Origin of the sequence: Amphibacillus marinus (assembly GCF_900110345.1) — a bacterium.
GTDB lineage: Bacteria > Bacillota > Bacilli > Bacillales > Amphibacillaceae > Amphibacillus_D > Amphibacillus_D marinus.
Map to the genome: position 1 here is coordinate 348,399 of NZ_FODJ01000001.1, position 20,941 is coordinate 369,339.

At 38.7% G+C, this 20,941-nt stretch carries 18 protein-coding genes and 1 other annotated feature; of the genes, 1 reads left to right on the forward strand and 17 read right to left on the reverse strand.

All coding sequences use genetic code 11. The features are described 5' to 3' along the window. Window positions 1–29: 29 nt before the first annotated feature. On the reverse strand, window positions 30–923 hold the full coding sequence (locus BM000_RS01715; protein WP_091494086.1) for a deoxyribonuclease IV: 894 nt from the start codon (window positions 921–923) through the stop codon (window positions 30–32). An 11-nt stretch (window positions 924–934) separates the two neighbouring features. Further along, a complete protein-coding gene (locus BM000_RS01720; RefSeq protein ID WP_091494088.1) occupies window positions 935–2,248 on the reverse strand; it encodes a DEAD/DEAH box helicase in 1,314 nt (437 codons plus the stop codon). 162 nt (window positions 2,249–2,410) lie between these two features. Here BM000_RS01720 and BM000_RS01725 point away from each other — a divergent pair, with 162 nt between their 5' ends. Next, a complete protein-coding gene (locus BM000_RS01725; RefSeq protein ID WP_091494090.1) occupies window positions 2,411–3,352 on the forward strand; it encodes a 4-hydroxy-3-methylbut-2-enyl diphosphate reductase in 942 nt (313 codons plus the stop codon). A gap of 47 nt (window positions 3,353–3,399) precedes the next feature. On the opposite strand, the gene BM000_RS01730 is transcribed toward BM000_RS01725, so the two are convergent. The 15 genes from BM000_RS01730 to BM000_RS01800 form a co-directional block, all read right to left on the reverse strand. Further along, a complete protein-coding gene (locus tag BM000_RS01730) occupies window positions 3,400–4,521 on the reverse strand; it encodes a Nif3-like dinuclear metal center hexameric protein (RefSeq protein ID WP_091494093.1) in 1,122 nt (373 codons plus the stop codon). After that, the gene (locus tag BM000_RS01735) at window positions 4,514–5,212 is read right to left on the reverse strand and encodes a tRNA (adenine(22)-N(1))-methyltransferase (RefSeq protein WP_091494095.1); all 699 of its coding nucleotides are present in this window, start codon (window positions 5,210–5,212) and stop codon (window positions 4,514–4,516) included. The genes BM000_RS01730 and BM000_RS01735 overlap by 8 nt, the downstream gene beginning before the upstream one ends. A gap of 24 nt (window positions 5,213–5,236) precedes the next feature. Further along, window positions 5,237–5,860 (reverse strand): hypothetical protein, encoded by a 624-nt coding sequence (locus tag BM000_RS01740; protein ID WP_091494098.1) that lies wholly within the window; start codon window positions 5,858–5,860, stop codon window positions 5,237–5,239. Between the two features lie 506 nt (window positions 5,861–6,366). Continuing rightward, window positions 6,367–7,488 carry an RNA polymerase sigma factor RpoD gene (gene rpoD, locus BM000_RS01745; RefSeq protein WP_091494101.1) on the reverse strand — a complete coding sequence of 374 codons (1,122 nt, stop codon included), beginning with the start codon at window positions 7,486–7,488 and terminating at the stop codon, window positions 6,367–6,369. A gap of 31 nt (window positions 7,489–7,519) precedes the next feature. Beyond that, the gene (gene dnaG / locus BM000_RS01750; protein ID WP_091494103.1) at window positions 7,520–9,340 is read right to left on the reverse strand and encodes a DNA primase; all 1,821 of its coding nucleotides are present in this window, start codon (window positions 9,338–9,340) and stop codon (window positions 7,520–7,522) included. Window positions 9,341–10,119: 779 nt separating this feature from the next. Then, the gene (locus BM000_RS01755) at window positions 10,120–10,929 is read right to left on the reverse strand and encodes a pyruvate, water dikinase regulatory protein (protein WP_091494106.1); all 810 of its coding nucleotides are present in this window, start codon (window positions 10,927–10,929) and stop codon (window positions 10,120–10,122) included. 15 nt (window positions 10,930–10,944) lie between these two features. Further along, window positions 10,945–13,029 (reverse strand): glycine--tRNA ligase subunit beta, encoded by a 2,085-nt coding sequence (gene glyS, locus BM000_RS01760; RefSeq protein WP_091494108.1) that lies wholly within the window; start codon window positions 13,027–13,029, stop codon window positions 10,945–10,947. Beyond that, entirely contained in the window at window positions 13,019–13,909 is an 891-nt protein-coding gene (gene glyQ, locus BM000_RS01765) for a glycine--tRNA ligase subunit alpha (RefSeq protein WP_091494111.1), read from the reverse strand. The genes glyS and glyQ overlap by 11 nt, the downstream gene beginning before the upstream one ends. Window positions 13,910–13,995: 86 nt before the next feature. Next, window positions 13,996–14,178, reverse strand: a binding site (T-box leader). 65 nt (window positions 14,179–14,243) lie between these two features. Next, window positions 14,244–14,987: a DNA repair protein RecO gene (gene recO, locus BM000_RS01770; protein WP_091494114.1), complete on the reverse strand. Its 744-nt coding sequence runs from the start codon at window positions 14,985–14,987 to the stop codon at window positions 14,244–14,246. Window positions 14,988–15,547: 560 nt separating this feature from the next. After that, entirely contained in the window at window positions 15,548–15,691 is a 144-nt protein-coding gene (locus BM000_RS01775) for a YqzL family protein (protein ID WP_091494116.1), read from the reverse strand. Between the two features lie 133 nt (window positions 15,692–15,824). Beyond that, the gene (gene era, locus BM000_RS01780) at window positions 15,825–16,733 is read right to left on the reverse strand and encodes a GTPase Era (protein WP_091494119.1); all 909 of its coding nucleotides are present in this window, start codon (window positions 16,731–16,733) and stop codon (window positions 15,825–15,827) included. A 30-nt stretch (window positions 16,734–16,763) separates the two neighbouring features. Continuing rightward, entirely contained in the window at window positions 16,764–17,147 is a 384-nt protein-coding gene (locus tag BM000_RS01785; protein WP_091494121.1) for a diacylglycerol kinase family protein, read from the reverse strand. Continuing rightward, window positions 17,122–17,589, reverse strand: a complete 468-nt coding sequence (gene ybeY, locus BM000_RS01790) for an rRNA maturation RNase YbeY (RefSeq protein ID WP_091494124.1) — start codon at window positions 17,587–17,589, stop codon at window positions 17,122–17,124. Before ybeY ends, BM000_RS01785 begins: the two co-directional genes overlap by 26 nt. A gap of 1 nt (window position 17,590) precedes the next feature. Then, entirely contained in the window at window positions 17,591–19,741 is a 2,151-nt protein-coding gene (locus BM000_RS01795) for an HD family phosphohydrolase (protein ID WP_091494127.1), read from the reverse strand. Window positions 19,742–19,967: 226 nt separating this feature from the next. Beyond that, window positions 19,968–20,939, reverse strand: coding sequence for a PhoH family protein (locus BM000_RS01800; protein ID WP_091494129.1), 972 nt, complete (start codon window positions 20,937–20,939; stop codon window positions 19,968–19,970). Window positions 20,940–20,941: the final 2 nt, after the last annotated feature.

Sequence of the window (20,941 nt, forward strand, 5' to 3'; positions counted from 1 at the left end):
AAACGCTTAGCTGGTTGTTTCAAAGCAAATCATCCTTGAGCAAGAATCTGTTCCTTTAAATCACTGTCAAATTGCTGCGCTTTTAACATCGCAATTTCAAATCGATAAGGTGGTTTTTTATCTTTCTTATCTGTCCCAACGTATGGTGTTTCTAAGATTTTCGGTAAATCTGCCAGTTGGGGATGGTGAACAATATAATTAAGAGCATCAAAGCCAATCTGACCAAAGCCGATGTTTTCATGGCGGTCCTTCTGAGCACCTCTGACATTTTTACTATCATTAACATGAATAACCTTTAAGCGATCAATTCCAATAGTTTTATCAAAGCTATTCAACACACCATCAAAATCATCTACTATATTGTAGCCAGCATCATGAATGTGACAAGTATCTAAACAGACAGATAACTGTTGATTACGCTCAACCCCCTCAATAATCGCGGCCAATTCTTCAAAACTGCGGCCAATCTCCGAACCTTTTCCCGCCATTGTCTCTAGCGCAATTTGGACATCATGTTCTTTAGTCAGAACCTCATTAAGTCCCTCAATAATACGGGCTGTTCCAATCTCAACACCAGCCCCAACATGTGCCCCCGGGTGTAAAACAATCTGCTTTGCGCCAAGGGCAGCTGTTCGCTCAATTTCACTTTGCATGAAGCTAACAGCTAATTCAAACGTTTCTGGCTTGGTTGTATTACCTAAATTGATGATATATGGTGCATGGACAATTAAATCATCAATGCCATTGTCCCGCATGTGCGCCCGCCCCGCTTCAATGTTTAATTCTTCAATTGCTTTGCGTCGGGTATTCTGTGGTGCCCCAGTATAAATCATCATTGCTGATGAACCATAGCTGTTAGCTTCCTCACTTGATGCTAACAGCATTTTTTTGCCACTCATTGATACATGTGAGCCTATTTTCATGCTTTCCACCTCTATCCTTTGTTACGTTTTGTACGATTAATTTGCTTCTTTATCCGTTCATGCTGACGCTTCATTTTCTTTTTATAGCCTGGCTTGACTTTGTTCGGTCTTCGCACCCGACGCCAGGCCTCCTGATCAACATCATGACCCTGCTTCTTCCGCAATGTCCGTTCATTCCACGGCTTTATTTCCTTCCATTCACCGTTAACAATGTCATACGTCGTAAATTCTACCTTATTCTCTGATAGCTTACTTAATAAAGCAAGATCATCTTCACCGTAAAGATTAATGGCTGTTCCTTCCATTCCGGCACGTGCAGTTCGGCCAACACGGTGGATATAGAATGGCTCTTCCTTCGGCAATTGCGCATTAATGACATGACTAACACCCTTTATATCAATTCCACGGGCAGCGAGATCCGTTGCCACGACATATTGATACTTTAATGCTTGAATATCCTTCAAGACACGTTTACGCTCCCTAGCACCCAAACCACCATGAATAATTCCAACTGCCAGTTGACGTGCTTGTAATTCTTCATAGAGCTGATTAGCAGCATCCTTACCGTTTGTAAAGATAATAGCCAAATAAGGATTGATCGCTTGTGAAATTTGATAAATAACATCCGCCTGTTGTCGGTGACGTAATGGAATTAAGCGGTGCTCAATTTTCTCTGGTGCGTAATGGTCCTTTAAGTGGAAATGCGTTGGACTTTGCAAATACTTTTTTAAAAACGGTTGCAAGCGCTCCGGTATTGTAGCAGAAAAAACAAGCAGCTGAATTGTTGGATTAGCGCGCACGAGCATTTGGTCAATCTCTTGAATTAATCCTAAGTCGAGCATAAGGTCAGCTTCATCAACAACAAAAGAAGTTGCTGTATACATATCGATAGCGCCTTCCTTAATGAGATCAAGTAAACGACCAGGTGTAGCAACGATAATTTGTGGCTGTTCTTTTAGTTTTTCAATTGTACGTTGTTTATCCGTTCCGCCGATAAAGAGCTTGGTACTAATCTCAGCTTCTCGATTAGATAGTGTGATAATTTTCTTTACCTCATCGAAAATTTGTCGAGCCAACTCACGGGTCGGTGAAGTAATAACAAATTGGACTTCCTTTGCTTCGACGTTAAGCTTGCTGAACAGGGGTAACAAGAATGCATGTGTTTTTCCTGAGCCAGTATGAGATTGACCAATGACACTTTCACCACGTAAAACGGCTGGAATGACTTTTCTTTGAATCGGTGTCGGGTGCTCAAATGCTAATTTCTCAATCACCTCGTTAAGCCAAGGTTGTAACGTATATTCTTTAAAATTGTGTTTTTCCATAATAAACTCCTTACTAAAAATCCTCTTATCTTTCTCATTATAGATGTTTTTCTAGTAAATTGCACACCTTGTCCTGAAAAAATGGGTTAGTTTTTGTTTTTTTTGTTTTTTTTCTTTATAATGAAACTATTGCGTTAAATTATTGACTAGGGGGAAATAGTCATGGAAGTCATTAAAATCGCTCCAAGGGGTTATTGCTATGGTGTGGTCGATGCCATGGTCATTGCTCAAAATGCAGTGAAGGATGTAAATTTACCTAGACCCATATATATATTAGGCATGATTGTTCATAATGCCCATGTTACCAACGCTTTTGAATTAGAAGGTGTCATTACTTTGGATGGGAAAAATCGTTCAGATTTGCTCGATGACATTAACGAAGGAACTGTCATATTCACCGCCCATGGTGTTTCGCCTACTGTTAAGGAAAAAGCAAGGGCAAAAGGATTAACGGTCCTTGATGCTACCTGCCCTGACGTAACTAGGACGCACGATCTTATTCGCGCGAAAGTTAAGGATGGCTATAAGGTTGTATACATAGGTAAAAAAGGACATCCTGAACCAGAGGGAGCAGTAGGTATTGCACCTCATGATGTTTATCTCGTCCAAACTGAAGCCGATGTCGCAGCATTGTCTCTTGATCACCCAAAGATTATTGTCACGAACCAAACAACAATGAGTCAATGGGATGTCCACGATGTTATGCTGGCCGTCAAAGAAAAATATCCGCAAACAGAACTGGTCCAAGAAATTTGTATGGCTACTCAGGTAAGACAGGAGGCTGTGGCAGAGCAGGCTAAGGATGCTGATTTAACTTTAGTTGTCGGTGATCCAAGGAGTAATAACTCAAACCGCTTGGCTCAGGTATCTGAAGAAATAGCGGGCACAAAAGCATACCGAATAGCAGACTTGTCAGAATTAAAGCTGTCCTGGTTAACAGGTATAGCGACGGTTGCGATCACTGCAGGCGCTTCGACACCAACGCCAATTACAAAGGAAGTTATTAAGTTCATTCAGCAATTTGACCATAACGATCAAACTACTTGGGATATAACCTCAAAGGTTAAACAGGATAAAATTTTGCCAAAGGTAAAAACAAAGTAACATGACCAAACGGCTTTTCAGCTTATGTTGAAAGGCCGTTTGGTTATTTACAGTGTTTGAAAAGGATTTGTATTTACCTTAGAAGTAATGATATCAATGGTGATCTGCTGATCTTTAAATGATTGTGCTAAATAATGTTGAACACCCTCTACCATAATCTGTTCAATATGATGACCCGCATCAATTAAGGCTAGTCCCAGTGCTTCAGCATCCTGAGCGCTATGGAAGGTTATATCTCCGGTTACATAGACATCAGCACCTAATCGCTTCGCTTGTCCAATGTATTTCTCACCACTTCCGCCTAAAACAGCTACTTTGTTAATCTTTTTATCTAACTGGCCCGTTACGTTAACAGCACTTAACTGAAATACTTCTTTTACATACTTGCTAAATTCTGCTAGCTCCATGCTTGTCGCTAAGTAACCCACTCTACCTAAACCTTTCACCTCTTGATGATTTTGTAGCTCGATTAAATCATAGGCGGGTTCCTCATATGGATGCGCTGCTTTTAATACTGTAATTGCTTGCCTAGCAAGCGATTGCGGCAGCATATACTCAATTTTCATCTCTTTAACGTTCTCTTTTACACCAGCTTGTCCGAGATAAGGGATTGCTTGTTGATTAGGTGTAAAAGCACCAATCCCCTCAGTCGTATAAGAACAACCAGCGTAATTACCATATTGGCCCACCCCTATTTGCGTTAACGCTTGATCAACAGCTTGAAGGTGGCTAACCGGTACATAGACATGTAGCTTATATTGTTTTTCTTCTCTTTCAGGAATCATAATACTGGAATCTTGCAATTTAAGCCGGTCAGCCAACATATCATTGACGCCACCATGAGCGATATCTAAGTTCGTATGCGCAGCGTATACAGTTATATCATGCTTAATTAATTTTGCAATTATTTTACCGGTTGGATCAGCAAGATTAATTTGCTTTAATGGCTTAAATAGCAGTGGATGATGCACAATGATACAATCCACCTGCTGAGCAATTGCCTCATCCACAACCTGCTCGGTCACATCTAGACTAATTAATAGCTTGTGGACTGGTTGTGATAATTTTCCCACCTGCAAGCCAACATTGTCCCAGTCATAAGCTAATTTCTTTGGTGCCCATTGCTCAATTAGTTCGATAATTGTACCGACTGTTGGTTGTTTAGTCATGGCTAATCACCTCTTCAATCCATTTTACTTCTTGCAGAAGATTAGCTAGTTTCCGTTCATCTAACTGCTTTGCTAATCTCATTTGATTAATTACCCTTAGTTTATTACGATACTCGCTTTTCCATTTTTTTTGAAAGACGGCATGATTTTCCTGCATTAAGTACGGCCCGAATAAAATCTGCTTGGGTGTTAATGGCTGTGTGGCTTCCACGCGATCAGCTACTAATACTTCATAGATATGACCATCCTCTTCTAAAATAACCTCTTCTTTCAAGGAAAATGGCTTGCTGTTGAGCCAGGCTCTAATATAATGGCTATCAACATTGGGTTGGAGAATAAGCCTGTCAACACCGTTTAAACGATCATAGCCTTGCTCTAAAATTGATCGAATTAAACCCCCACCCATTCCAGCAATCACAACCTGACGAATCGACTGATTTGTGATCACTGATAAGCCATCACCTTTGACCACCTCAATTCTATCTGTTAATCCATATGTATGAACGTGCTGTTTAGCCGCTTGATAAGGGCCTCGATTAAGCTCTCCAGCCACAGCATAAGCAGATTTATCACTCTGACAAACTGCTATTGGTAAATAGGCATGGTCACTGCCGACATCGACGAAATAAGCTTGATTAGGCAAAAAACCAGCGACAATACTAAGTCTTGAAGATAGTTTAATGGTTCGCATTTTGTAATAACACTGCTCCAATCTCTATAAAATCATAGCAAATACACTTATGCTTAACGCAATAATGCTGAGAACTAGTAACAGCCTCAGTTTCTTTCTAACCGCTAAGTAAAACCAGATAGTCAGCTGTGCGAATATAATGACAATAGACAGATAGTAAGGTACTAACCATTGATCAATGATAAACAAGCTAACCATAAATAAATTAACGAGCAGAATGGTTAAGCGATACGCTAGTAGTAAATCAGCTTTATTCCTTCCAACAAAGAAGAGAATCAAGGTTGTAATTACTGCTGTAACAACATACCACTCAGGTGCAATACTTACATTAAGTAAATAAGGTAAAATAAGAATTGCTGGAATAATAATTGTGTTTGCTAACACATAAAACAATAGCGTAAAGCTAATCCGATCCCAGAACATTGAGTGCCGTTGCGTGGAACTCGTTTCTTGCTCACTTTCTGCTTCATACCCCAGTACTGGACTAGTTATTCTAGTAATATCCACAGTTCCGAGTTCATCACCTTCACTATGACTACCCTCTGTATATAAAGCCAAAAGGAAATCACAATAATGGCTTGGCAGAAGGCGGTTCTCTCTCCAGTAGTGAATCTCATTTATAATGGTAATCTTCCGCTGTTTATCCATCTGCATTCACCTCTGTATCCGTGTTAAAATAGTGCACACATTACTCAAATGAATTAATTATTTTAACAATCTAGTTTCTTTAATTTATAGGTTCTTCATCAAATAGCATTGGTTAAGCAAATGGTTGTATTGCTTCAGCAAACAAGAGCCGCTTTCACCCACCGGTACAAACGTGACATCCTTAGGCTCACAGGATGTGAGTCAGTTAGACGTTGCGACACGACGTCGCGCACTAAGTCTAACATTCCATATCCGGGGTCACAGGATGTGAGTCAGTTAGACATTCGACACGATGCCGCGTCCTTCGTCTAACATCCTCAAAGGGGTCTTCGGACACGTTCCATTCCCGCAGGAGTCGACTCTTTTTTGCTTCTTCCTCATCCTATGAAATTATCTGATTAACGCTCTTTGATAGACAACCAATCTAAAGAACTTAAGTGAAACAAAAAAGTCAATCAAGATTCAATTGATGCTCAACTGAAACTGGATTGACTGAGCCAATCTTTCTATTCTAAAAAGTCTTTAAGGCGTTTGCTACGGCTTGGGTGTCGGAGCTTTCTTAATGCCTTAGCTTCAATTTGACGAATTCTCTCTCTCGTTACGCCAAATACTTTGCCAACTTCCTCTAAAGTGCGTGTTCGACCATCATCTAAACCAAACCGGAGTCGTAGAACATTCTCTTCACGATCAGTTAGCGTATCAAGAACATCCTCTAATTGCTCTTTAAGCAATTCATATGCTGCATGGTCTGACGGCGAGGTTGCTTCTTGATCCTCAATAAAGTCGCCAAGGTGAGAATCATCCTCTTCACCGATAGGTGTTTCAAGTGAAACAGGCTCTTGAGCAATTTTCAAAATCTCTCTTACTTTATCAGGTGTCAGCTCCATTTCCTTACCGATTTCTTCAGGGGTAGGTTCACGACCAAAATCCTGTAAGAGTTGACGCTGAACACGAATGAGCTTATTAATTGTTTCAACCATATGGACAGGAATCCGAATTGTCCGTGCCTGATCGGCAATAGCACGTGTTATCGCTTGACGGATCCACCAAGTTGCATAGGTACTAAACTTAAACCCTTTTCGATAATCAAACTTTTCCACAGCTTTAATTAGACCCATGTTTCCCTCTTGAATTAAATCAAGAAATAGCATTCCGCGACCAACATAACGCTTTGCGATACTGACCACTAACCGTAAGTTTGCTTCAGCTAGCCTTTTCTTTGCTTCCTCATCGCCTTGTTCAATCCGTTCAGCTAAACTAATTTCTTCTTCAGCCGACAGTAGATCAACACGGCCAATCTCCTTCAAGTACATGCGAACGGGGTCATTAATTTTTATTCCCAGTGGGACACTAAGGTCATTTAAATCAAACTCTTCCACCTTAGCGATTTGCTGTTCATCAGGATCATCTTCTGAATCCCCAACAACCTCAATACCTTGTTCACCTAAATATTCATAAAATTCATCAATTTGATCTGACTCAAGTTCAAAAATAGCTAATCGTTCAGCAACATCTTCATAAGCAATGACACCACGTTTTTTCCCTATCTCAACGATTTGTTCTTTTGCCTGCTCTAATGTTAATTCCTGTTCGCTCTGTTTTGAATTTGATGGCGTATTTTCTGCCATAAGAGTCCCCCTCCTTCCAACTATCAAACACTTACTGACTATGACCTGCTAATCGCTGTCGAATTTGAACAATCTCCATACCGATTTGAGCAGCCTTTACATAGTCTTGATTCAATTCTGCTTTCTTTTGCTCAGCTAATAAAGCCCGTATATTTGCCTTATCCCCTTGCTCCTCGCTAATGATATTTATATAATCATTAAGCTCAGAATCAGAAATATCTGGAGATATAGATTCCATTGCTAACTCAATAATGTCGTTTTTTAATGCCTCATCATCAATTCGTTCAATAAATTGACTCACATTAGCTTTATTTCCCTCTTCATAAAAAGCATACAGATGCGTAACAATTATCTTGTGCTTATCAACATTAAATGAAGCACCAAGGATATGCTTAATTTTCTCAGCAATCGAATGGTCATAGAGCATGTATGCTAGAAGCCTTCTTTCCGCATTATAAAAAGCAGGAAGCAACTTCTTCTTAGCACGATAAAGGTTTTGATCTTTAGTATGGCGCTTAGTGGCAGCCTTATCCCGATCATTTCCTCTTGCTTGATTTAAATGGTTGACTTCATTTAAAATGGTTTCAAATGATAATTGATGTTCGTTTGCAAGTTCCCTTGCATAATGATCGCGATCAATCGCACTATTGAGACCAGCTATTTCTTCTATAATCTTATTTACATAAGCAATTCGATCTGCCTCAACCTTTAAATTATAACCCTTTTTTAAGAAAGTCATAACAAAACCCATATAGGTAGAGCTTTCCTCGATTACCTCCCGTTTAAACCTCTCGCCACCATTTTGCTTAATAAAAGCATCTGGGTCCGAACCGTCGGGTAAGGTTGCAACTCTAATTTGACACCCTGCTTTCAGAAATAATCTTGCTGCTTTATAGGCAGCATTAAAGCCAGCTGAATCACCGTCATAACAAATGACGACATGATCGACATACCGCTTAAGTAAAGCAGCCTGATGCTCTGTTGCTGATGTCCCTAATGTGGCGACACCATTGGTGATACCTGCTTGAGCAGCAGTAATGACGTCCATGTAGCCTTCAAATAGTATAGCTTGCCCCTTCTTTTTCATTTCACTGCGTGCTAAATCAAAATTAAAAAGCATTTTGCTTTTTTGAAAAAGAGCTGACTCAGGACTATTTAAATACTTGGGCTCTTCCCCATTGATAGAACGACCACCATAGCCAACTGTTTTCCCAAGGTGATTACGAATTGGAAAAACAATGCGACCACGAAAACGATCAAAAATTTGATTTTGATCATTGCGAGTAAAAACGCCCGTAGAAGCAAGATGTTGTAAATTAAAGGATTTCTTCTCTAAAAACTTGGTTGTTACTTCATTAGCATGTGGCGAAAATCCAATTTGATAGACGTTAATGATCTCCTGTGATAAGCCACGCTCTTCCAGGTATTGCTTACCTATTAATGCCTCTTTGGCATGAGCAAGAACATGATGATAAAATTTAGTTAACCATTCAAAGGCTTGCAGACTTACTTGATCAATTGATTGATTAGATTGGTTCTCTTGCTTTACGAATACTTCTGGTAAAGCATGACCACTTTTTTGAGCCAAGTGTTCAACAGCCTGTAAAAATGAGAATCCCTCGTGTTCCATCAAAAACGTAAACACATTTCCTCCTTTTCCACAGCCAAAGCAATGAAAAATTTGTTTTTCCTGTGTAACAGAAAATGACGGTGTGCTCTCGTTATGAAAGGGGCATAAACCAAAATAGTTTCGACCCTGTCTTTTTAATGAAACGTATTCTCCAACTACGTCAACAATATCATTTGATTGCCTTATCTCATCAATCAAATGCTGTGGAATTTGATTATTCATATTTATCACCAACACTTAATTTCTATATAAAATTAAAAATTCCTGCAAGTTTCGACAAAAAAATAAAAAAATTCACTTCCTTTGAGTAGATAATTAATTACAATCGGTCAATTAACTATTAAGAAGTCTCTGGATACGATCCGCTACCTTAAACACCTTCTACACAAAAAAGCAAAAATCCTGCTTCTTTTTTCAGTTGTAAGATAAATATCATCATTCGGAACCAAAAAAAAAAAATTAACACCTAGATTTTTCCCATAAAAACCATTTTAAAACCATAAAAACCGTAATTATTCACCTAACAAATGTTATGCTACAATTCTAAATAAAAGTATTACAAATGTTTTTTCACAAACAATTATTATACTGTATTAATTGAATAAAAGCTACAATTATTACTTTTTTTAAAAATAAGTGCACTATTCTACTTAAAAAAATAATTTTAAAACGATTAGTTACCAATCTATACGTGTTAAATCGTATTTTATTGGAGTCCTACTTGCCCCTATTATAGTGAATTATGCTTACTCATCTGAATGAATTTCATAATTGCGTATATGAATTTCATGCGTGCTAAATACAGACGAATAATTTTTAAGGAAGAAAAAAGTTCGTGTTTAATTGTGATAATATGAATTTTGAAATTGACTCATCTAGTAAATAAATGCGTATCAGGTTAAAACCTCACCTTTATTCACTCCAGTGAGGTTTTAACAGCTATATGACCAAGTCATATTATTTTGTTGACACACCGTGGTTCTTTTAAGTTATATTAGCATTTAGTTATTAACATTTAACAAATGTAAAATTAGATTAGCTGTTTCCTCAACAGCTTTATGCGAGACATCAATAACAGGGCAACCGAGACGATCAACAATTTGATCAAAGAATGCTATTTCTTCATCAATTCGCTTTGGCGCAGCATAATTAGCATTTTCCTTTAAGCCCAAAGCTTTTAACCGCTCTTTACGAATACTATTTAGCTTTTCAGAGCTAATTTTCAATCCAATGCATTTACGTGAATCGGTTTGAAAAAGCTCTTCAGGCGGATCAACCTCAGGTACAATGGGAACATTGGCTACCTTGAAGCTTTTTAAAGCTAAAAATTGTGATAAAGGCGTCTTTGACGTTCGGGATACACCTACTAAGACAATGTCTGCCTGCTCAATCCCACGTGGATCGCGACCATCATCATACTTTACCGCAAACTCAATTGCCTCGATTCTTTTAAAATAGGCCTCGTCAAGTTGATGACTTAAGCCCGGCTCCAGCCGTGGTTTCTTTTTAAAGATTTTTTCCATTGCTTCTAGCGTCGGTCCGATAATATCAATCGCTTCTAGCCCGCGTTCAATTGCTTGATGTTTAACAAAATAGCGCAAGTCCGGATTGACTAGTGTATAACCAACAATGGCGCGGTCACAGGAAGCAGAATCAAGTACTTGCTTTAATTTCTCCTGATCCTCGACATAAGGCATACGAATGATTTCATACTCCTGACCATTTACAAACTGAAGTAAAGCAGACTTAATAACTTTCTCAGCTGTTTCGCCTAATGAATCAGATATTAGATAGATAATAGGTTTGCGCATCTAACACACTCCTTATTAAAATTGCTGCTTCCACTCAATTTTATTAAAATCAGCAAACTGATAAACAAACCACGCTACCTGCTTTAACAGTGCTAATCGGTTCGCTCTAAGCTTCTGATCTTCTGCCATCACCATCGTTTGTTCAAAAAACTGATCAATTAATGGTGTTAACTGTTCCAGTAATTGTATCGCCTCTACATAAGCTTGCTCATTCATTAGCGCTTGAAAGTCTGATTTAATCTCCTCTAGCTTAACAAATAATCCTTGTTCTGCATCGTTTTCAAAGAGGCTAGGGGCAACAGCTGACTCAGCACCCTTGCTAGCCAAATTTAACACACGGCCCAGTGCCTCCTGCGTTTGTTTAAATTCGAAGTCAGCTCGTTTCTCTTCTAATAGCTTAGCTTTCTTTAAGACTAATGCTGGTACACCGATTTGCGCTGTCATTACTGCTGTCATAATATCTTGCGCAATCCCTTGCTCTTTTGCAAGGAAAACCATTCTTGCCTTGATGAATGTTCTTACTTGCTCAGCGACAGCATCAGCTTGCGCAATTTCGACTGTTGTCGCTTGATAATGAGTCAATGTGAGTGATAATGCCTGCTCAACTGTTAATGCCCACTTTTGGTCAATAAAAATTTGAATAACAGCCATTGCTTGACGTCTTAAAGCATAAGGATCTTGAGAGCCTGTTGGCATTAAACCGACACCAATACAGCCAACAATCGTGTCTAATTTGTCAGCTACACTTAAAATAGCACCTAATGTTGATTGAGGTAGCATGCCATTTGCTTGGCGAGGCATATATTGTTCATTAATCGCCTTGGCAACTCGCTCATCTTCACCAGCAATAAGCGCATATTTTTCCCCCATTATCCCCTGCAAATTAGTAAACTCATTCACCATTTGCGTAACTAAGTCAAATTTACTTATATCAGCAGCTCGGGTGACAAGAGCGCGCTGATCATCCGTCAAACCTAGTTGGCTAGCTAATTGATTGGCAATAATACTGACGCGATTAACTTTATCAGAAATAGTTCCTAATTTTTCTTGAAATACCATTCGTGACAATTTCTCATTATTACTATCAATCGACTGCTTTTGATCCTCGGTGTAGAAAAATACAGCATCCGCCAAGCGAGCATTTAGTACTTTTTCATTTCCACGGGCAACATTGGCAAGATGCTGATCGTTCCCATTTCGAACGGCAACAAAGTACGGCAATAGCTGATTCGCTTGATCACGAACAGGGAAATAGCGCTGGTGCTCTTTCATCGAAGTAATTAGTGCTTCTTCAGGTACAGTTAAATAATCACGACTAAATGTACCAAAGAAGACCGTTGGGTACTCGACAAGCTGGGTAACTTCTTCCAATAAATCAGCCTCAATTGGAACTTGCCAGTTTTGAGCTTTTGCTAATGCCTCAATTTGGTTTTGGATATTAGCCTTCCGTTCATGACTATTCGCAATGACGAACTGCTGCTTGAGCGCCTGTTCATATTCGCCAGCATTAACAAGCGAAAATTGGCTGCCTAAAAAACGATGGCCATAGCTAATTCGATCAGTCTTGACATCTTCAATATCAAAATCAATAATTTGCGCTCCGTTAAGCGCAACTAACCATTTTATTGGACGAATAAAGCGCAGGGAACGATTAGACCAGCGCATATTCTTAGGAAAACTTAACGATAAAATGACCTCTTTAAAGGCTGGTAATAACTCGCCTGCCCCCTTCCCATCAATAAATTTATTAACGTGGACATAGTCAACATCCTTAATAGCTTTAAAATAAATAGCATCAACAGCTACACCCTGACCTTTGGCAAATCCTATTGCTGCCTTAGTCCAATTACCAGCCTCGTCTTGAGCTATTTTTTTAGCTGGTCCTCTTACTTCTTCTTCAATGTCAGTCTGCTTATCAGCTAACCCACTTATGCTTACAGCAAAACGACGTGGCGTTATAAACGTATTAATTCGTTCAAAGGTCAAACGATTTTGATTAAGCCAGTCAATTGTTTTATCGTGTAGTTGCTTTTCAGTATCAGCTAAAAACCGAGCAGGCATTTCCTCTAAACCCACTTCAAATAGTACATTAGTTGTCATCTGTTTCATCCTCCTCTTTCAGCATTGGGAAGCCTAATTTCTCACGTTCTTCAACATATAATTTCGCAATTGCACGGGCTAAATTTCTTACTCGACCGATATAGCCCGTTCTTTCCGTAACTGAAATAACGCCCTTAGCATCTAAAAGGTTAAACGTGTGTGAACACTTCAATACATAATCATAGGCAGGAAAGACCAGGCCTTTCTCCATTAGCTGCCTTGCTTCAGCTTCATACTGAGAGAATAGGTTAAATAATAAAGCTGTATCGGATTCTTCAAAGGTATACTTGGAGTGCTCATACTCAGGCTGAAAGTAGATGTCATGGACTGTGACACCTTCCGTCCAAGTAAGATCAAAAACATTATCCTTATCTTGAATATATGAGGCTAACCTTTCCATTCCATAAGTGATTTCAACGGCAACCGGCTTAGCTTCTAAACCACCAATTTGTTGGAAATACGTAAATTGAGTAATTTCCATCCCGTCTAACCAAACCTCCCAGCCTAAACCAGCCGCACCAAGTGTTGGGTTCTCCCAATTATCCTCGACAAAACGAATATCATGCTTTAATGGATCTATTCCTAATTTTTCTAGTGACGCTAAGTAAAGCTCTTGAATATTATCTGGTGATGGCTTCATAATGACTTGGAATTGGTGATGCTGGTACAGACGATTCGGATTCTCACCATAACGTCCATCAGCAGGCCTTCTTGATGGTTCGACGTAGGCAACATTCCACGGCTCAGGTCCTAGACTTCTTAACAAAGTCATCGGTGACATGGTACCCGCTCCTTTTTCAACGTCATAGGCTTGCATAAGAATACAGCCTTGGTCTGACCAATGCTTTTGAAGCGTTAAGATCATTTCTTGAATATGCATGTGAAAAACCTCCATTTTTTTACGCAAGCTTATTAATAACTTAGGTGTTAACAAAAAAATCCCGTCCCTATGCCTCCAAACGAAAGCATAGGGACGGGATTTCCGCGGTTCCACCCTATTTACTAAAACCATGCGTTTTAGTCACTTTTTTTAAAAAAACATTTGCTCCAGAGTGCCTGTTCAGTTAATTACTTAAATCTGGCTTACACCAACCCAGACTCGCTTCTAGTTAAGTGAAGTAACTTACTGTTCTCCTTCTACACAAATAACAATATTTCATAATCTAACCAAATAGTACGGGAATTCTAGTTAATTGTCAAGCAGGCTAATAACGTTAAAGCAATGAATCCAATTGATCTAAAAACCGTTTAGATTTAATTGTTAATCCACCATATTGATCATAATAGGCTACTAACAACCGCAAGATCACTTGCTTATTTTCTTCCTTAACAGAAATATTAGCAATTCGGGTTAAATCTGTCTGATCAAACAACTGAATTAGCTTTATTTGAGTAGAATTTAATAGCATTGCATTAGAATCCTTATGAGCGCAAAATCGACAAACAAGTCCAGCTTCAGAAAGAGAAAACCCAACTAGCTGATCCTGACGTTGACAACTCGTACATTGACTTAAGATTGGTGCGAAGCCAGCTACCTTATACAACTTCAATTCGTAGATAAGCGCTAAAATGGCAGCATCCTTTTGATCAACTATTCCTGAAAGGGCAGCTACGAATTGCTGATAGACCAAGTGATTTGGCTTCTTTTCTTCCATCAATTTATCCGTTAATTCTGCTATGTAACTCGCATATGCAGTTTGAACAATGTCTTCTCTAATTTTTCGGTGCGAATTAATAACTTCTCCTTGCTGCATTACTGCTAAACCGCGCCCCAACTGTACTAAGTACTCTCCTTGAATAAACATTTGTGTAATTGAGGCCATTCGACTTTTCGGCTTTTTAGAGCCACGAGCAATTAGAGCTAATTTCCCTAGCTGTTTAGTGAACAGTGTAACAATTTTGTGAGTTTCACCATAGTCTTGCGTACGGATAATGACACCTTCTATTCGCTCGAACATATGTCACCAATCCTTTATTCGGCCAAAACCGTTAATTTACTTAAGCTAATTAATGCATTTAAAAATATTTAAATGAGGTTGGGACAAAAAAGTAATTAGATAAGAGAAATCCGAACATTATGTCTAAATCCATATAGCGCTTGGGCTCACAGGATGTGGGTCAGTTAGACGTTGCGACACGACGTCGCGTACTTAGTTTAACATTCCATATTCAGGGTCACGCTAGCACCCAGGGGCACGGCTTCGGGCCTACAGGAAGTAGGTCAGTTAGACGTTGTCAAGGGACGTGACGGGTTTAGTCTAACATCATCCACTGTGTGAAGAAAAACATTTCACACAGTGAATCCTCAGCTCGTACTGGGGTTGCGATTACCAACCCCATTGAAGTGATTTGTTCCCACAGGACAAGGAAAGCTACGAAGACCATACATCCCACGAAGCAATTAGCTTTTTATTTTCGAGGAGTCTACGTACTTTCCCTACGCTGGTTCAGAATGTTCGGATACTCAGTATCAATATTTAATTATGTCCCAGTCTCTTCTCCTCTATTTCATTAGCGTTTAGTCAGTTATATCATCTAAAGTATGATCGTGCAACTGATCAGCAGCTCCTGCTAAATGTTCCTGATCACTACCATTTTTCATCAGTAGATAAGTCTCAATATTGCCCGTTTGACTAAAAACGATCCAAGGTAAATCATGCATATAAATCAACCTTCCTTAATTTCGCTTTGTACCTACATCCTTAGCTTGACCAAGAAGCATTGATTGATGTTAATTATTATTTACCATGAATAATTAATTAAGCTACCAGCTATTGCATCCGGTTACCTATTTATTAATAATCTTCCTTATTAAAACCAAATTCATGCAGGTAGCGATCACGATTTCGCCAATCCTTTTGAACCTTCACCCACAGCTCCAAGAACACCTTTGTTCCGAGCAAGCGTTCAATATCTCGTCGCGCTTGAGAACCAACCTTCTTTAACATGGCGCCTTGCTTTCCAATTACAATCCCTTTTTGGGATTTGCGTTCAACAATGATTGAAGCCTGAACAAGCACCTTTTCAGCTTCCCTCTTTTCAATCTTATCAATGACCACAGCTACCGAATGTGGGATCTCTTCTCGCGTTTCTTGAAGGACCTTTTCTCGAATTAGCTCACTAATAATAAAACGCTCAGGGTGATCAGTGACCTGATCAGCCGGATAATACTGTGGCCCTTCTGGTAACTGGCTCTTTAACACAGTTAATAAATGAGCAACATTGTTACCCTCTAAAGCTGATATCGGAATTATTTCTTGAAAAGCGTATTTATCCTTGTAGAAGGCAATTAACTCAAACAATTGATCTGGGTGGATCTGATCAATTTTGTTAATAATTAAATAGACAGGACGGTTAATATTAGCCAGGCGATCAATAATGTACTGGTCCCCTCTACCATAACCTTCCTTAGCATTCACCATAAAAAGAATTGCATCAACTTCATTAAGCGTATTTTCAGCCAGCTTTACCATGAAATCACCTAGCTTATGTTTTGGCTTATGTATACCAGGTGTATCAATAAAGATCATTTGCGCATCCTTTTCAGTTAAAACACCTTGAATGGTGTTCCGTGTTGTTTGTGCTTTATCACTCATAATCGCAATTTTTTGACCAATTACACGATTTAAAAAAGTTGATTTCCCCACGTTAGGGCGCCCAATAATCGTGATAAATCCTGACTTAAAGCTATCTTGTTGTTCCATACTAACGTCCTCCAAAAAAAACTAAAAATTTTATAAAAAGATTACTGCAATGAGTTTTGGCAAAAAAATAATTAATCCAATTGCCGCGGCCATCATACTGGCCACTAAGACACCACCCGCAGTTAAATCTTTAATGATCCCGGCAATAGGATGCCGCTCCGGTGCTAAATAATCGAGTAACAGCTCGACAGCTGTATTAAATAGTTCAGCTGTGAGCACTAAACCAATTGTTAATAATAATAATACCCACTCAATAAATGAGACTGACAGGAAAATACCCAGCATAATAACCAATAAAGTCATCATGAGGTGTACACGCATGTTAATTTCATTTTTCAGCGCGTACTTTAAGCCGTTCCATGCATAGCAAATGCCGACACGCTTCTTTTTAATTTCTTGATAATCCGAAGCCATTTAAAATTTCCTCTTGTCGGGCAAACATTTTCTTTTCGTCAGCCTCGGTCATATGATCGTAACCCAATAAGTGAAGAAATCCGTGCAAGGCAAGAAAGCCAATTTCTCGCGCTAAACTGTGCTGATAGGAAACAGCTTGCTCGCTTGCTTGCTCAACTGAAATAACAATATCGCCAAACACAATTGGCGCCTCAGCACCAATAATAGCCACTTCACCTTCTCCTTCTTCTTGTAAGGCAAAGGAAATGACATCAGTTGGTTGGTCTTTTTGCCGATAATTGCGATTAATTTCTTGAATGGTTGCATTATTAACAAAATTAATTGACATTTCTGCTTCAGCAGTAATGCCCTCCTCTTTCGCTGCATAATTTAAAAGATTTGTTAACATTGTAACATAATCCTCTGATACTGAATTTGTTTCATCAATAAAGTCAATAATCATGCTATTCCTCCTCTACACTTTTACTTTGATCAGGATATTGAATTCTTGAATGATACATCCCATTTAGTGTTTCGCTAATCGTTTGCTTAATGTGTTTTAGTTCATTAAAGGTTAATGCACTGTCGTCGAATTGACCATCCTGCAAGCGGTCTTTTACAATACTATCAATCAGTTGATTAATTTTATCCTTTGTTGGTTCATCTATGGAGCGAACTGCTGCTTCAACTGAATCACAGATTGAAATAACAGCCGATTCCTTTGTTTGAGGCTTAGGGCCATTGTACCTGAATTCCTGCTCTGCTATCTCTTTATTATGCTCTTTTTCTTTATAATAGAAATATTTTAATAAAGAGGTGCCATGATGCTGTTCGGCAATATCAATAATTTCCTTTGGTAATTTCTTTTTTTGTAAAATAGCTACACCATCATACGGATGGGCCAAAATAATTGATGCGCTTTGCCTTGGTGTTAAGAAGTCATGTGGGTTTCTCATGCCCATTTGGTTTTCAATATAATAATGAGGATGCCTTGTCTTACCAAGATCATGATAGTATGCTGCAACCCGGGCTAACAAACCGTTAGCGCCAATTGCTTCACAGGCCGCCTCGCTCAAATTAGCAACCATCACACTGTGGTGATAAGTTCCTGGTGCATCTGTTAAAATTTTTCTAAGCAATGGATGATTAGGGTTAGACAGTGCCAGTAATTTCGTATCTGACAGTATTCTGAGAATAGATTCAAAAAATGGGAGTGCTCCGATTGTTACAATACCAGAAATTAAAGCGGCAACAAACCCGTAGCTACCGTAAAGTAAAATATCACGAATATGGTAGCTTTCATAGGACAAAAATAGAAAGCCAAGAATAACGAGTACGTTTACAATACCGGTTGCTAATGACGTTTTAAGAACAGCAGATCGATCTTTGATGGTCATTAACGTTATAATGCTACTAAGTTGCGCAAAAAGCAAATAGATACCAGCCTGAAGGTTTAATGAACCTGGTATTTGACCATTGAAAATAATAGTCGCTAGAATTGCAAACATAATTGAAAATAAAATAGCGAGCCGTTCTTTAAATAAAATCTTAATGAGCATACTTGCTGCGGCAATTGGCATTAATAAATAAAGCTGGTTTGCATCAGTTGTGAACAGGCTAATAAACTTCATAATTGAGATGGTAATGAACACAATTAAAGTCAATGCAATTAACCCTTTTAATTCACGTTGCTCATCAGACAAATAATTAAGAAAGCTATACGCAAGCAAACCCGTTAATAACAAAGTGAAAATAAGTAAGCCTAGAATAGGAAAAATATTACGGTCACTGTTCAGTAAGCCAACCAAAGTTAGTTTATCATAAATCTCATTAGTTATCGTTTGTCCTTCGTTAACAATCACTTCTCCCGCTCGAATTAAAGCTGGTTCAACATTACTTATGGCTTGATTCTCAGCCTCCATCGTTTGTTCAATAGAAAAAAATGAATTCTCTATAATACTAAATTCCCCCAAGGAAACGAGCGCTTCCTTTAATTCATTATTTAAGCTTGAGAATTGAAATCTTTGCTGTAACTGTCCAGTAGCATTAGCGACCTGTTCTCTTCTAATACCTTCATTAAAAATTTCGAAAAGCGTTGTGGTTAGCAGTTCATAGCCCACTTCCTTTTGGTTATCACTCATCCCAATAAAAACAGTCAGTTCATCATCAGACAATGCTTCGATTAAGTCAGTACTAACAATTTGTCTTAGTTCCTGAAGCTTTTCAGAGGTAGAGCGTTCAATTTCTTGTTCACCATCACTACCTTCGTCATCCTCTAATTGCTCGCGTTCATTCGGTTGATTAACAGAGGTGACCGCATCGAAAAGTTCATCTATGTATTCCATTTGTTCTAATGTGATATCATGTAAAATAACATAGCGGTCTTCAACCGACTGAAGAGCTTCACGTTGACGACGTTCCGTTTCACGGGTATCTTCTATTGTAATTGGTGATCTGATCGTTTCCGGCGCATTGGTAAACCGCTCAATTTCATAGGTCTCTGTATATACATTTGATAAGGTCGAGACAAAAATGGATAGCGCAATGATTACAAGTGCTATTATAAGCTGAATGCCCTTATTTAAAGCTGATAATTTAGTAAGGTTAAATTTCATAGCGACACCCCTTTTTTAACAGAAAACGTTCTTTATAGTTTATCATACAATGATTTACTGTTTATGTATACGATTGCGCAATAAATTAAGCAAAATTTGGACAATACTAGTTAAATAAGTTGGCTCTAGACAGAAAAAAACAAATAATAATCGTGGATCGTCACGAAATCATTTGTTTTTTTGTCTAGTCTACAAGCGACAATATAATTAATTTCTGCTGTAAGAATTAGTTCTTAGCCTCTAATTGCTGTTCATAAGCTGCAATAATTTTTTGTACGACCGGGTGTCGAACGACATCCTGCTGTTCTAAATAAACAAAGCTAATACCATTAATGCGCTTTAGTGTCTGTTCAACAGATTTTAAGCCAGAGTATACACCATTAGGTAAATCGATTTGCGTAATATCTCCGGTAATGACCATCTTAGAACCAAAACCTAGACGGGTTAAAAACATTTTCATTTGTGCTTGCGTAGTATTTTGAGCTTCATCTAAGATGACAAAGGCATCATCCAACGTTCTTCCCCGCATATAAGCAAGTGGTGCAATCTCAATCGTTCCTCGTTCAATTAGTCGGGTTGTATGCTCAAGACCTAAGACATCGTGTAATGCATCATATAAAGGTCTTAAATATGGATCAACTTTCTCCTTTAAATCGCCAGGCAGAAATCCTAAGCTTTCTCCAGCCTCTACCGCGGGTCTTGTCAAAATAATTTTTTTAATCTTACCTGCCTTTAACGCTTTTACCGCCATTACGACAGCTAAATAAGTTTTACCTGTCCCTGCCGGCCCAATGCCAAAGACAACATCATTTGCTTTTATTTGCGTTAAATAGCTACGTTGTCCAATTGTTTTTACTCGAATCGGACGACCAAGTGCATTCCGAATGATTTCTTCATCAAACAGGTGATAGAATTGCTCAATATTCCCATCTTTAGCAAGCTTTACTGCATAAATAACATCACGATTGGAAATTTTAATTCCTTTCCTTATAACAGCTAATAAGCCTTTTAGCACATCACCAACTAGGGAAATTGCTTCCGGTTTACCTTGAACGCGGACTTGTTCACCTCGGGTCACAATTACTATATCAAGCTGTGTTTCAAGCTGTTTCAAATGGTTGTCCTCTGCACCAAACAGACTCATGGCCTCTTGAGGATCTTTTATTTGTAGATCAATTAAGTGTAGAGCATCTGACATAA

Bases quoted from the DNA above. Each gene is read 5' to 3' on its own strand.
- BM000_RS01715 (WP_091494086.1), bottom strand. From the start codon at position 923: ATGAAAATAGGCTCACATGTATCAATGAGTGGCAAAAAAATGCTGTTA.
- BM000_RS01720 (WP_091494088.1), bottom strand. From the start codon at position 2,248: ATGGAAAAACACAATTTTAAAGAATATACGTTACAACCTTGGCTTAAC.
- BM000_RS01725 (WP_091494090.1), top strand. From the start codon at position 2,411: ATGGAAGTCATTAAAATCGCTCCAAGGGGTTATTGCTATGGTGTGGTC.
- BM000_RS01730 (WP_091494093.1), bottom strand. From the start codon at position 4,521: ATGACTAAACAACCAACAGTCGGTACAATTATCGAACTAATTGAGCAA.
- BM000_RS01735 (WP_091494095.1), bottom strand. From the start codon at position 5,212: ATGCGAACCATTAAACTATCTTCAAGACTTAGTATTGTCGCTGGTTTT.
- BM000_RS01740 (WP_091494098.1), bottom strand. From the start codon at position 5,860: ATGGATAAACAGCGGAAGATTACCATTATAAATGAGATTCACTACTGG.
- rpoD (WP_091494101.1), bottom strand. From the start codon at position 7,488: ATGGCAGAAAATACGCCATCAAATTCAAAACAGAGCGAACAGGAATTA.
- dnaG (WP_091494103.1), bottom strand. From the start codon at position 9,340: ATGAATAATCAAATTCCACAGCATTTGATTGATGAGATAAGGCAATCA.
- BM000_RS01755 (WP_091494106.1), bottom strand. From the start codon at position 10,929: ATGCGCAAACCTATTATCTATCTAATATCTGATTCATTAGGCGAAACA.
- glyS (WP_091494108.1), bottom strand. From the start codon at position 13,029: ATGACAACTAATGTACTATTTGAAGTGGGTTTAGAGGAAATGCCTGCT.
- glyQ (WP_091494111.1), bottom strand. From the start codon at position 13,909: ATGCATATTCAAGAAATGATCTTAACGCTTCAAAAGCATTGGTCAGAC.
- recO (WP_091494114.1), bottom strand. From the start codon at position 14,987: ATGTTCGAGCGAATAGAAGGTGTCATTATCCGTACGCAAGACTATGGT.
- BM000_RS01775 (WP_091494116.1), bottom strand. From the start codon at position 15,691: ATGCATGATTTACCTTGGATCGTTTTTAGTCAAACGGGCAATATTGAG.
- era (WP_091494119.1), bottom strand. From the start codon at position 16,733: ATGGAACAACAAGATAGCTTTAAGTCAGGATTTATCACGATTATTGGG.
- BM000_RS01785 (WP_091494121.1), bottom strand. From the start codon at position 17,147: ATGGCTTCGGATTATCAAGAAATTAAAAAGAAGCGTGTCGGCATTTGC.
- ybeY (WP_091494124.1), bottom strand. From the start codon at position 17,589: ATGATTATTGACTTTATTGATGAAACAAATTCAGTATCAGAGGATTAT.
- BM000_RS01795 (WP_091494127.1), bottom strand. From the start codon at position 19,741: ATGAAATTTAACCTTACTAAATTATCAGCTTTAAATAAGGGCATTCAG.
- BM000_RS01800 (WP_091494129.1), bottom strand. From the start codon at position 20,939: ATGTCAGATGCTCTACACTTAATTGATCTACAAATAAAAGATCCTCAA.